At 58.8% G+C, this 13,283-nt stretch carries 8 protein-coding genes; 2 read left to right on the top strand and 6 right to left on the bottom strand.

Annotated elements, in window-relative coordinates; genetic code table 11:
* Positions 1 to 28: 28 nt before the first annotated feature.
* Positions 29 to 2,416: a TonB-dependent receptor gene (locus Q0778_RS11375; RefSeq protein ID WP_298336207.1), complete on the top strand. Its 2,388-nt coding sequence runs from the start codon at positions 29 to 31 to the stop codon at positions 2,414 to 2,416.
* Positions 2,417 to 2,580: 164 nt separating this feature from the next.
* Here Q0778_RS11375 and Q0778_RS11370 read toward each other — a convergent pair whose 3' ends face one another.
* The 6 genes from Q0778_RS11370 to Q0778_RS11345 are packed head-to-tail and all read right to left on the bottom strand — an operon-like array spanning position 2,581 to position 11,767.
* Positions 2,581 to 4,287 carry a dihydroxy-acid dehydratase gene (locus Q0778_RS11370; RefSeq protein WP_298336204.1) on the bottom strand — a complete coding sequence of 569 codons (1,707 nt, stop codon included), beginning with the start codon at positions 4,285 to 4,287 and terminating at the stop codon, positions 2,581 to 2,583.
* 1 nt (position 4,288) lies between these two features.
* A complete protein-coding gene (locus tag Q0778_RS11365; protein ID WP_298336202.1) occupies positions 4,289 to 5,719 on the bottom strand; it encodes an NAD-dependent succinate-semialdehyde dehydrogenase in 1,431 nt (476 codons plus the stop codon).
* Positions 5,712 to 7,505 carry a hydantoinase B/oxoprolinase family protein gene (locus tag Q0778_RS11360; protein ID WP_298336201.1) on the bottom strand — a complete coding sequence of 598 codons (1,794 nt, stop codon included), beginning with the start codon at positions 7,503 to 7,505 and terminating at the stop codon, positions 5,712 to 5,714. The genes Q0778_RS11365 and Q0778_RS11360 overlap by 8 nt, the downstream gene beginning before the upstream one ends.
* Complete coding sequence (locus tag Q0778_RS11355; protein ID WP_298336199.1) at positions 7,505 to 9,583, bottom strand: hydantoinase/oxoprolinase family protein; 2,079 nt, start codon at positions 9,581 to 9,583, stop codon at positions 7,505 to 7,507. The genes Q0778_RS11360 and Q0778_RS11355 overlap by 1 nt, the downstream gene beginning before the upstream one ends.
* Before the next feature lie 2 nt (positions 9,584 to 9,585).
* Positions 9,586 to 10,350, bottom strand: coding sequence for an SDR family NAD(P)-dependent oxidoreductase (locus Q0778_RS11350; protein WP_298336197.1), 765 nt, complete (start codon positions 10,348 to 10,350; stop codon positions 9,586 to 9,588).
* A 1-nt stretch (position 10,351) separates the two neighbouring features.
* Complete coding sequence (locus Q0778_RS11345) at positions 10,352 to 11,767, bottom strand: aminotransferase (RefSeq protein WP_298336195.1); 1,416 nt, start codon at positions 11,765 to 11,767, stop codon at positions 10,352 to 10,354.
* A gap of 135 nt (positions 11,768 to 11,902) precedes the next feature.
* On the opposite strand from Q0778_RS11345, the gene Q0778_RS11340 reads away from it, so the two are divergent.
* Positions 11,903 to 12,961, top strand: a complete 1,059-nt coding sequence (locus Q0778_RS11340) for a glutathione S-transferase family protein (RefSeq protein WP_298336193.1) — start codon at positions 11,903 to 11,905, stop codon at positions 12,959 to 12,961.
* Positions 12,962 to 13,283: the final 322 nt, after the last annotated feature.

Below are 13,283 nucleotides of genomic sequence, written 5' to 3'. Positions count from 1 at the left end.
CAGACGAAACAAACAGAGGGTAGGACCAATGGAAAAGACGATTTACAAATCGCTGGCAGGCGCGCTGCTGGCAAGTGCGGCAATGCCGTCCGCTGTATGGGCTCAAAGCGCAAACGAAGATGAAATCTCTCCCGAGAACACCATCGTTGTAACCGCTCAGAAGCGCTCCGAGAGCCTTATCGACGTTCCTGTTGCAGTCTCGGTGATCTCTGGGGCAGATATCGAAGCCGCTCAGGTGCGCGACCTCCGCGATCTCGAGCAATTGTCCCCCTCTCTCCTCGTTAACGGCACAACCGGTAGCAGTCAGCAGATTCTCACCATTCGCGGGATCGGGACCGCTGGCCAAAACAGTGGTCTCGAACAATCGGTCGGCGTAGTAATCGACGGCGTGGCGCGAGGTCGCATCGGTTCCGCATTCGTTGATCTCCTCGACGTCGAACAGATCGAGATTCTACGCGGCCCGCAGAGCACTCTGTTCGGCAAGAACACCTCGGCGGGAGTTGTTTCGATACGGACCAATGAGCCGAGTCATGATTTTGGCGGCCTGCTCTCACTGACCTATGGCTCCGATGATCTGGTCCAGGTCCGCGGCCGACTTACAGGTCCTATCGTTGAGGATGTTTTGGCAGGCTCCATCGCCGCCCAATATCAGGCACGCGACGGCTTCATAGAAGACTTCGTTACCGGTCAGGACTTTAACGATCTCGATCGCGTGACGGTTCGCGGGCAGCTGCTTTGGGATATTTCGCAGGACGTCAGTCTGCGGCTGATCGGCGACTATGCCGAGGCGAACGAGTCTTGTTGCGCCGCGCCCTATGCGCTGTACGGCCCTACCGCCGGGATCATCGAGGCGCTCGGCGGAACCCTGCAACCCAATACCAACGGGATCACGGATCCTTTCGAGCGCGAAGTCGCCGTCACGCCTGGTCAAGGATATGACAACAGCTTCACTGATTGGGGGATCTCTGCGGACCTGCAATGGGATTTCGACAACGTCGAATTCAACGCAATCCTTGCCCATCGCGAATTCGACACGACGCCTGACGTAGACGCTGATTTCGGGCAACTCGATCTCTTACGTAATTTTGGCCAGACCCAGGACATCGAAGAAACTTCTGTTGAACTCCGGCTGGCAAGCACCGGGCGACAAACGATCGACTGGCTCATGGGCTTTTATTATTTCGATCAGTCGATCGACGCCTCCAACCCGGGCTTCTTCGGTTCTGACTTCCGCGCCTACGCGGACGTTCTTTCTGAAGGTAATCTGGATATCCTCGAATTCGTGACCGGGACGCCGCCGGGAACCTTTTTCGGCGACGGACAAGGTGATCTCTCCACCTACGATTATTCTTCCGAAAGCTTCGCATTTTTCGGGCAGGCGACATGGAATATCACTGAGCAGTTGAGTGTAACTGGCGGTCTGCGATACACGAACGAAAGCAAGTCGTCTGATACCGATCCTGCCTCCTCGGATACGTTCGCAACCGTACCGCTCGCGGGTCCACTGGCGCCCTTCGCGCCGCTCGCCGGCTTTCAGGTTTTTCCGCCCGGTACGCCCTACACGGCCGCATTCGATGATGATGTTGTCACAGGAACCGCCAACCTCTCCTATGAAATCAGCGACGATGCCAGCGCCTATCTGCGTTACGCCCGGGGCTACAAATCGGGCGGCATCAATCTCAGCCAAACCGCCGGAGGGCAGACAGCGACCAATCCCGTTTCAGACCCTTCGCTCGCCGTTTTCGAACCTGAAACGGTGGACTCCTACGAGGCGGGGTTGAAAGGCCAGTTTTTCGACAACCGTCTCGTTCTCAACGTGGCTGCATTCTATCAGGAGCTTGAAAATTTTCAGGCGAACAGTTTCGATGGGATCTTTTTCACGATCCGCAACGCCGCCGAGGTCGAGGGCATCGGCATGGAGTTCGAATATATCTTTCGCCCGACGGAAAGACTGACATTTTCCGGAGGGCTTACGCTCCAGGACATCACCTATGGATCCTTCACGACGGCAGAGCCAACCCTGGAGCAGGCCCAGGCCGGCGCGATTACTCAGGACCTCACTGGACGAAGCCTGAACTTTGCCAACGATGTGACAGTGACCGGCACGATCGAGTATGTGCAGCCGGTTGGAAATGATCTGGAACTCGTATTTCGGTCCGACTACAGATTCCGCGACGATTATCTGATCGGCCAGAACCTCGACCCGAACACCCGTCAGGGAGACAGCTTCGTTCTCAACGCCAGTATCACTTTGCTCAGCGATGCGAATGGCTGGGATATCGCGGTCTGGGGCAAAAACATCACCGACGAAGAGATCTTCAACGTCATCTTCGATTCCCCGCTGCAGCCAGGATCGTTCAATACCTTCGTCAATGACCCGCCCACCTACGGCGCTAGTTTGAGCTATCGATTCTGAGGTCCGTCTCGGCTGCTCGCCCGGCCCCAATTGCATGGGAAACACGCCGGGCGGCAGCCGTGATCTCTAACGTTCAGCCAATGTGGCTTCGATAGCGAGAGTATTTGCCGAGACACTCGGAAAACGAGCCACATCCTGCGCACCATTTGGTCGCGAGAACATCGTTACCAAAGGTCGAAATCGCAACCCAGATGGGCCTGCTGCACCTTTTGCCGATAAAGCGTTCGATACCCGAATTCCTCGGTTGCTTCGAGCGCGGACGAGCGTGCCAATGCATCCCGCCGAACCGCAAGGGTTCGCTCGTCGACCAGCAGGTCGAGACGCCGCTTCTCGACGCTCATGGCTATACGATCACCCGACTTAACCAGCGCCAAAGGCCCGCCAACCGCCGCCTCGGGCGATACATGGAGGACGACGGTGCCGTATGCCGTGCCGCTCATGCGCGCATCCGAGATTCGGACCATGTCCTTGACACCGGAGGCAGCAAGCTTTGCCGGTATCGGAAGGCATCCCGCTTCGGGCATGGCGGCGGCGCTCTTGGGGCCGGCATTCTGCAAGATCAGGACATCATCGGGCCGCACATCCAGATTCGGATCGTCGATCCGATCCGCGAGATCCTCGAGCGACGAAAACACGCATGCTCGCGCTTCGATCTCGAAAAGCGTTGGATCGGCGGCAGCGCGTTTGATGATAGCGCCATCGGGAGCAAGAGAACCGAAAAGAGCGATTAACCCGCCTACATGCGAGATCGGATCGTCGAACGCGCGGACCATGCGACGATCAACATAATTGTCTTTTTCGCGTTCTATGCGATCACCGAGCGTTTCGCCGAACACATTTCGGCACTCGAGATTGAGAAGCGGTTCGAGCTCTCGCAGAACTGCTCCAACACCTCCACCCGCGAAAAAGTCCTCCATATAATGATCGCCTGACGGCTTGAGATCGACGAGTACGGGGGTGGTCTCGGACAGCTCATTGAAACGCTTCAGCGAGATTTCGCATCCAGCGCGGCGCGCGATTGCCGTGAGATGGATGATCGCATTCGTGGACCCGCCGATCGCGAGCAGGACTGTCAAGGCATTTTCTATCGAAGCGTCGGTAATGAGGTCTCTGAACGGTACACCACTTTCGGTTAGACCCACTGCAAGGCGCCCGGTCTCCTCGGCGACACGCAGTCGATCGGTATGTACCGCTGGGATGGATGCACTGCCGGCGGGCATAAGACCCAGAGTTTCGACAAGGCAAGCCATCGTGCTGGCCGTTCCCATTACCGCGCAGGTTCCGGGTGTTGTCGCCAACCGCCCTTCGACCTGGTCGATTTCCTCTGCAGTAATATCTCCCGCTCTGTATCGCGCCCAAAACCGGCGGCAGTCCGTGCACGCGCCCAAGCGTTCCCCACGATGACGGCCAGTAGACATTGGGCCAGCTACGAGCTGGATCGCCGGTTTCCCGGCAGAGATTGCTCCCATCACCTGGGCCGGGACAGTCTTGTCACACCCACCCATCAACACCACGCTGTCCATCGGACTTGCGCGTATCATCTCTTCGGTGTCCATCGCCATGAGGTTTCGATAGAGCATACTGGTCGGAGCGAGGTACATTTCCCCTAAGGAGATGGTTGGAAACACGATCGGTAGTCCGCCCGCAGCGAGCACCCCGCGTTCGACAGCCTTGAGCAGTTCAGGGAAGTGCCGGTGGCAGCTGTTGAAACCGCTCTCGGTGTTCGCGATGCCGACAATCGGGCGATCGAGCATTTCGTTCGAATAGCCCATCGATTTGGCGAAAGACCGCCTCAGATATCTCGAAAATTCCTTGTCACCGTAATCGGTCAGTCCGCCATCGATACCTTGCGGTGCAGTGGGTGTGGTCATCTCACAAAGCCGTCTTCACATATTTGGGTTCGAGGTAATCATAGATTCCAAGTGCGCCGCCTTCGCGGCCAATACCGCTCTCCTTGATCCCGCCAAAAGGCGCCTCGGGGGTGCTCAATAAGAGGTCGTTCACGCCGACCATGCCAGCCTGCAGTTCCTCCGATACCCGATTGGCCGTTGAGAGCGATTGCGTGAAGACATATGCGGCCAGTCCGTAAGGTGTATCGTTCGCACGAGCCAAGGCTTCGTCGAGGTCCGAAAAGGGAGCGATCGGTGCGACGGGAGCGAAGGGCTCCTCCCGCATGACCGCCGCATCGTCCGGCACGTTGTCCAGAACCGTTGGCTCGAAATACCAACCCTTGTTGAAGCGCGCCGGCCGTCCACCACCCGCAAGGAGATCAGCGCCACCCGAAACCGCGTCGTCGACCAGCCGCTCGGCATGGGCTAGACCCCGTTTGCTGGCGAGCGGACCCATTTCAGCGCCATCCTGCATACCCGGCCCGAGGACAAGACCGCGCGCATAGTCGGCGAACGAGCGGCTGAACCTCTCGTGCAGCGAGCCATGTACGTAAAATCGGCTAGGTGAAATGCAGACCTGGCCTGCATTGCGAAATTTCACCTGCGCGGCCATCCGCCCTGCGAACTCGGGATCCGCGTCACTGCAGACGATAACCGGCGCGTGTCCGCCGAGTTCCATCGAAACCTTCTTCACGGTTCCGGCGGCCCGCTTGAGGATCGATTTGCCTACCTCGGTGGAACCGGTGAACGAAATCTTGCGAACCCGCGGGTCGTCAATCAACTTTCCCGAAATAAGGGCGGACGATCCCGCTAGAAGACCCACCACCCCTGGCGGACATCCCGCCTCGTGGAGCGCCTCAACCAATGCCATGGCCGACCCAGGACATTCCGACGCCGGCTTCAGGATGACCGGACACCCGGCAGCAAGAGCGGCTGCGATCTTGCGGACCGGCAGGAGTGCGGGGAAATTCCAGGCGGTGAACGCCGCGACGAGACCAACCGGTTCGTATCGGACCGAGACGCGAGCGTTGCCAGCGCCGAGATCGATCACTTGCCCATAGATCCGCCTTGCTTCTTCGGCATACCAATCAAAATAGTCGGCGGCGCCGGCGAATTCTGCTTTCGACTGATCGAGCGGCTTGCCCGATTCCAACGTCATGATCCTTGCATAGTCGTCAAGCCTTGCGCGGACCAACCCTGCGGCATTGCGAAGAAGTGCGCTCCGCTCCCGGGGAGCGGTCGCTCGCCAGCTGCTGGCTGCCGACACGGCACCCGTTATCGCCGCTTCGATATCCTGTTCGGACGCGGAAGGGACGGTGCCAAGAGCTTCTTCGGTGGCAGGATCGAACACCTCGAATGACTCGACAGTCTGTCGCCACTCGCCGGCGATATACAACCCGAACTTCTCATACATTTCCGCCACCTTGTTCCTGATTCTCCCCCGAAATTTCATGAGCTGCAGCAGGGGTTGAGGCCGTCGAGGCGTCATCGATGCAGAAGCCATAGACTCGGCGCGCCCGTTCTGGGCTGAGAAGCCCCTCTTCGACATCGCGCTCAACAAGGCCCGTCTCCCGTCGGCGCGGGTCGCCATATCCCCCGCCTCCCGCGCTAATCGAGACGATCTGCTCGCCGTCACCCAGAACGACGCTAGCGCAGCCGTCCAATTCATGCCGGTTCCCGTTGGCGTCGATCCGGTATTGGCCAGCCGCGCCTCCCGTTCCACCGCCTCTTGCCCCCATGGGAGGGTTGTGGACGCCGTCGCTCACATAGCTGACCTCCAGATCGCACCCGACGGGACCAAAGGCGACCTTCAGGCTTTGCGCGCCAATAAAGGTACCCGCACCTTCCGTATCAGGCATCAAGCGACGTTCGAACACGCAGATGGGGTGATGAAGCTCGTCGATCTCGACACTGTCGATGAAGCTCATGCCACCGTTGCCTACATGCGTGTATGTGAGCCAAGCATCGCCCCAGGGGGTACCGGCGCCGACAGTGCAGCCGAGAAAAAGCTGGTTGATGAACGCTGTGCCGGTTCTGGGGTCGGTCCCAGACACGACCGCGCAAGACGGAGGCTGGGCGGCGCCGCACTCGGCTTGCCCATGACCCTCGGCGACCCTCGCAATCGCTAACTCCACAGCGTGCGTCACGCGATCCGCAATATTGGTCGTTGCCACCGAGCAACTTGTCGGATGAAGCGGGATCCCGGTGACACAATTCTCTCGCAACTGAATGTCGACACGCCGAAAGCTTCCCGCATTGCGTGGGACACCGCCGCCGATAGAGTTGAAGATGCCGACCAAAGCCGACGTTCTGGAGCAAGCTTCACTGAGATTCAGTCCGCAAGGCAAGCAATCGGGATTCTCGCGAAGGTCGACGGCGATGCGACGCTCAGCCGGATCGATAGCCACCCGCGCTTTTATCTCCACACCTTCGGGAGGCGTTCCGGGCATCGGGTCATGTCGGCTGGCACCAGTGCTTTCCGCCGCCGGCAAACGCGCAATAGCCTCGCTCATGAGCGTTTCGCTGTAATCGAGCCATTGTTCGGCGAACGCTTGCAGGACGGACCATCCAACGTCGCGTCCCATAGCCTCAACTTCGCGCTCGCCGATGCGCGCGGCACCCATCATTGCCCGGAAATCGCCATGCCACTGATCCGGCACTCTGATGCGCATCCGGCACATGCGGACGATGTCGTCTATGTCCTCATAGCCAGACTGAACTTTCACCGATGGGAAGATGAGCGCGCCTTCTTCGTATATGTCCCGGGCATCACCCCGGTAAGTGGTAGGCGCGGCATTACCGATATCGGCCTGGTGCGCTTTCACGAGTACGGTGAACCGATGCGTTTCGGTGTCGTCAAAAACCGGTACCAAGATGGTGTGATCGGCTGCATGCGAGCAACCGTGATACGGAGAATTGTTCAGAAAGGCGTCGCCGCGCACCAAATTCGGATGAAACTCCTTGGTCGCCACGGACATCATGTCCGGACCGATCAAGACATGGATCGGCAGCGCGTCGGCGGATGCGATCAACTCATGATTGGCCGTCACTATGCAGCATGAAAAATCGCGGGCTCGGTTCAACACGCCCGAGCGTCCGGTGCGGAACAGGGTGTTGGTCATCTTGCGCGCTATGCCTTCGAGGCGCGCAATGAGCACCGCCAGCTGTGCTCCGTGTAGCTCTACGGGACTAGCGGTCATCAAACGGTATCCTGCAAACCGAACGGCGATACGACAAGGTTCCCCGCCGCAGAGCGGAAATAGGAAGTGCCAGGTTCGATATAGATCGACGTGAGGTCGGTCTCGACGATCGCGGGACCCTCGATTGTTTCCTGCGGGGGAAGCGCCGTCATCGCTAAAACCGGAATGAGGGTGCGGCCGGATTCCGGGATGAAAACCGAACGCCGCTGCATCTGCGGCTGACTTGAAGCAAGCGATGTGTCGCTGTCGGCACGATCATTCGGGATCTCAGCAAGGGCGCTCCATGACAGGATTTCGATGTGAGATTCGGGTTCGCAATAGGCGAAGAGACGCTCGTGCTCTTCGTGGAAGGCTGACTTGAATTGATCGATCGAGCCCGATGAAATAGAATCCGCATCAATCTCGACATCGATTTCCCAAATCTGGTTGGGATATCGCGCCTGCACGTTGAAAGAGATGTCGGGCTTTGCACCCGGACTCGCTTTGTCGACGAACGAAATGCACGCCCCTTTCAGATCGGCAAGAAGCACCGACGCAGTCGCTTGGTCAAAGTTTCTCGTGTGCGCGCGCCAGACGCGGCGAAACTCCTTTGATACCCTCGCCTCAATTGCGCCGAACGCACTGAGCGCCGCGCCAGCCATCGGGAGGACCAACCGGCGACAGCCCAGACGGCGCGCGATTGCCCCGGCGTTCAGTCCCGCCGCACCACCGCCACCAACACATATCGCTTTGGACGGATCGATTCCCTGTTTAGTCGTAATGTCGTTGATGGCCTGAACCATATGTTCGGTCGCAACCTCCAGAATGGCAAAGGCAGCAGCGTCATTGTCAAGACCCAGCGGGCGCGCAACCTTCTCCTCCAAGGCGGTCGTCGCCGCGGCGATATCGAGCGCCCGAGCGCCGCCGAGAAAATTGGCGGGGTCAATATAACCTAGAAGCAGGGCGGCATCGGTCACCGTGACATTCTCGCCGCCGAGCCCGTAGCAGGCTGGACCAGGGATTGCGCCGGCGCTCTGCGGACCGACGCGAAGCACGCCACCGCCGTCAACACTGGCAATAGATCCGCCACCGGACCCGACGCTCCTTACATCGACCGAAGGGAACCCGGTCATGTCGCTGCGGAAGGGCGACCCGAGCCAGCATTCCTGAGTCCGCGGAATTCTCCCCGATCGGATCAGGCTCACATCGCAGGTGGTCCCGCCTGTGTCGAAGATGACCGTGTCGCCTTCTTGATCTGGATACTCCGTGGCGATGACCGCCCGCGCTCCCACTGGAGCCATAGAAGGACCCGAATTGACCGAAAGGATCGGGGTGCTGACCATCTCCCCGATATCCGTCATCGCTCCCTGCGAGGTCAGAACGTGGATCGGCCCGTGATAGCCGGCCTCAATTAGTGCGCTCTCAAGGTCTCCAAGATAGGTCGACATCACGGGTTTGAGTGACGCGTCGATAGCTGTTGCGACTGCGCGTCTATATTCGCGCAAAATGGGATTCACCCGGTGCGAAAGCGACACTGGAATGCCCGGAAGTTGCTCCGCTAACATGCTCTCGACAGCGCATTCATGGCTTCCGTTGGCGACCGACCAAAGGAAGCAAACCGCGACCGCTTCGACGTCGCGGCCCGACAATTCTTTGATAGTCGCGCGGGCGTGATCCAGATCGAGGGGCCCCACGATGTCTCCGGTCGGCCCGATGCGTTCGGCGATTTCGAATGTCAGCGATCGAGGTATGAACGGGCGGGGATAAGCGATCGAGAAGTCGAATGGGTCACTCCGGCCACCCTCGCGCAAAGTCAGGATGTCCGGATGGCCCTTCGTAACGATAAGAGCGGTTCGCGCGGTGTTGCCCGTAACAAGCGCGTTGAGCGCATGGGTCGTTCCATGCACGAAGGACTTGGTATTCGCCAGCAAAGCGGCAAGCGAACAGTCGAAACTCTCCGCCGCTTTGCCCAGCACATCGATGACCCCGCGGGCGGGATTATCAGGCGTTGTCGGGGCTTTGAAAAGCCGAACATCGCCCGAACTTTCCTCTACCGCCAGATCGGTGAACGTGCCTCCGGTATCGGTCGCAAGCCGCATCGTCAGTACGCCGCCCAACCTTTGTCGACCGGCAAGACCACTCCGTTGACCGAAGCGGCGTCGTCCGACGCGAGAAATACCAGTGCGCCAGCCAACTCCTCAGGCTCCATCCACACTCCGTCGCCTCCGAAACGCTCACGGGCGCGGCGGGAAAACTCCCCTTCGGGATCCGCGCGCATGGCGGCATTCATGTCGGTGGCGATCCAGCCCGGCGCTATGCAGTTTACGGTGATGCCGAAATCGCGAAGCTCCAGGCACAGCACTTTGGTCATCTGCGCGACCCCTGCCTTCGTTGCCGCATAGATGCTCGCACCCTGAAACCCGTCCTGCCCGAAAGCGGAGCCGATGTTGATGATTCGACCGCGACCCTTTCGCTTCATTTGATCAGCGGCCGCCTTGCTGAAGAACAACACGCCCGCCAAATTGATGTCGGCCTGCGTCCTCCACTGTTCGACCGTCACGTCATTGAGGTGATCGTGAAGATAGATCCCGGCATTGTTGACGAGGATGTCGATCCCGCCGAACCGCGCCTCAATGTCCGCCGCCGCCCGTTCGATGGCCTCCGGATCGGAGACATCGCACTCGACCGAGTGCGCTTCACCGCCGACCGCCTCGATCTCTTCGAGGATCCGAAGCGCCGACGACCGCGTTCTATTTGCGATGATAACGCGCGCACCCTCATCCGCCAGTCGCCTGGAAAATGCTGCGCCGATGTTCTGCGAGCCGCCGGTGACGACCGCAACTTTTCCACTGAGCCGATCCGCCATGTTACAAAGCCCCCTCTGCGACAAGATCGGACGCGACAATATCGAGGCCCTGCTTGAGAGCCTCAGTCATTTCGTCGATTTCGGCATCCGATACGATGAATGGCGGGGAAAAACCCAACACATCGTTCGTGGGCAGAGCTCTTGCCAGAAGACCGTGCTCGAGGCAGGCCAGTTGCACGCGCTTCGCGACGCCTAGCGCAGGTTCGAAATTGCGACGTGAGCACTTGTCGGCGACGAGTTCGACCCCGATCATCAGCCCAGCCCCCCGGACGTCGCCAACCAGGGGATGGCCTGCGATTGAACTTTGCAACGTCCGGAGCATCCTGTCGCCCTGGATACGAGCCGCGTCCACGAGATTATGTGTCTCAATCAGCTCCAGATTGGCCAGCGCGGCCGCCGCTGCGACGGGATGCCCCGAATAGGTAAAGCCGTGCCCTAGAGCGCCTAGCTCGTCCGCCGCCTCGTCGAATACGTTCCAGATCTTCTCGCCGATCAGCGAAGCCGACATTGGCACATAGCCGCTCGTCAAGCCCTTTGCAGTCGTGATCAGATCGGCCTCAACTCCGAAACGATCTGCACCGAACCAGTCTCCAAGCCGACCGAAGGCGGAGATGACCTCGTCCAGCACAAGAAGAATATCGTGTTTATCGAGCAACCTTTTGACCTGCGGGAAATAGTCCGTCGGTGGGATGAGCACCCCGCCCGTCCCCATGACGGGTTCAGCAATAAACGCTGCTATTGTCTCTGGCCCTTCGCGCTCGATCAGATCTTCGAGTTCGCTGAGCAGCTTCGAAAGATATTGCGCTTCGCTGTTTTCATCACCGGCATCGACATTGTGATAGCAATCGGCCTCGGACACATGGAATATGCCCGGAATGGGCAGATCAAAGCGGGCGTGAACATTGGCCAGCCCCGTGCAACTGCCCGCCACGACCGTGACGCCGTGATAACCGCGCCGACGAGCGATTATCTTCTTCTTCTGCGGCCGGCCCAAAAGGTTATTATAGAGCCAGATCAGCTTTATATTGGTGTCGTTTGCATCGGACCCGGAATTGCCAAAGAACACACGTGCAATGTTGTCGGGTGCAAGATCGATGATCTTGTCCGCCAGACGAATAACGGATTCCGTCGCGCTGCCATTGAAATTATGGAAGAAGGCCAGTTCGCGGGCCTGCTTGGTCATTGCCTCAATGATGCTTTCCTGACCATGCCCCACATTTACGCACCACAGGCCAGACGCACCGTCGAGAAAACGCCGACCGTCCGCGCCCGTTACCGTCGCTCCCGAGCCGCGGGCCAGGACATGTGCGCCCTTCACCTTCTGATCCGCAATCGAACTGAAGGGGTGCAGAAAGGACTGCCGGTCAATGTCCGACAAGGTCCGGTTCGCTCTCGATGTCAGTTCGGCCTTCGCCAATTAACCCTCCGCAGTTTAATGCAACATGATGTCGCTTTAGATGGCTGCCAGAGCCATGGCAAGGCTTAAAGCATCAAAGAGTCGCATTTGTAGATAATTCCTGTATTCAGTGCCAATGAACGGTTTGGAATTGCCATGACAGATGCATCCGAGAGCACGTCGACCGACGCCGAGGTGGACACGATGCTGGTGGCCGGCACGCCGGGCTCGCCCTACACACGCAAGCTTATCTCGGTTTTGCGCTATCGGCGCGTTCCGCATCGCGTGCGTTGGATCGACCCGGCCGCTCGCCAAACGGGCAGGGTGCTGCCGAAAGTTCCGCTTTTGCCAATCGTCTATTTCGATCCTGGCGAGGCCAACTCTCCCGCAATCGATTCAACGCCAATCGTTCGGCGGACCGAAAACCTTTTCGAGGGTCGATCCGTTATTCCTCCAGATCCGGCACTGGCATTCCTCAACGACCTCATCGAAGACTATGCGGATGAATGGCTCGCGAAGCCCGTCTTTCATTTTCGCTGGTCGTATGATGAGCACGTCGACTGGATATCAGGCCTTCTGACATATTGGGATAACCCCGCCCTACCGTCCGATGAGGGGCGAGGTCGTGCAAAATCGTTCGCAGAGCGGCAGATTGCAAGAATGCCGCTCGTAGGTGCCTCTTCCGCCAATACGCCCACAATCGAGCGCAGCTACCGCGAATTCCTGCGTGTTTTCGACTTGGTCTTGGAGACTGGACTGTTTCTGTTTGGCGAGCGCCCCTCAAGCGCCGACTTTGCGATTCAGGGACAATTATCTCAGCTCGTCGGTATCGACCATGCTTCCAAAGCGCTTGCGGATGCCGTCTCGCCCCGACTTCGTGCGTGGACTGATTTCACGGATGATCTTTCAGGGTTCGAGCCCGTCGATGCCTGGATTGACCTGGAAACGGTGGCGGAGCGATTAAGGCCGCTTCTCCTCGAAATCGGCAACACTTACGCTCCTTACATGACAGCCAATGCGGCCGCGATGGACCGCCGAGAAGAACGCTTTGACGCGCATATCTACGGCGGTATCTTTAGCCAGCCCGTATTCCGCTATCAGGGGAAGTGCCTTAGCGAGCTAAAATGCGCCTTTGCTGGTTTGTCTAGTAACGATCAGGAGCGCGTCTGCCGAGCCGTGTCGCAAACAGGAATAGTGAGAATGCTCGATTGGTAAGCTAGCTCAACGGCATTGCCCGGCGCGATGAGCTGTTGGAGCGGATGGATGAACGCACCCAATGATTATCAGAGTTCCGTGGTCCCATGTTTACGGAGGATGTGCCAGACGGGAGGCGTGTCTGGCGGCTCGTTGGCGGATCTGAGCGCCCCGCGCTTGCAAGATATGGATGGGCCAGTGTGCCCGGACTTGCCTTTCTCATTGGCGCTTTTGGATGCTTTTTTTGGATGGAGATGGGACTGAAGTAGCGGTGGCATCACGAATGACTCGGCATCGCAGGTTGAATCGACTCACGGCGGCCTTCCAGACTCCATGAAGAGGC

This window comes from uncultured Erythrobacter sp. (genome assembly GCF_947502395.1).
In the GTDB taxonomy this organism is placed as follows: Bacteria; Pseudomonadota; Alphaproteobacteria; order Sphingomonadales; family Sphingomonadaceae; genus Erythrobacter.
Note: the sequence above shows the minus strand (reverse complement) of the source record. Positions and strands in the feature narration are given on the sequence as shown.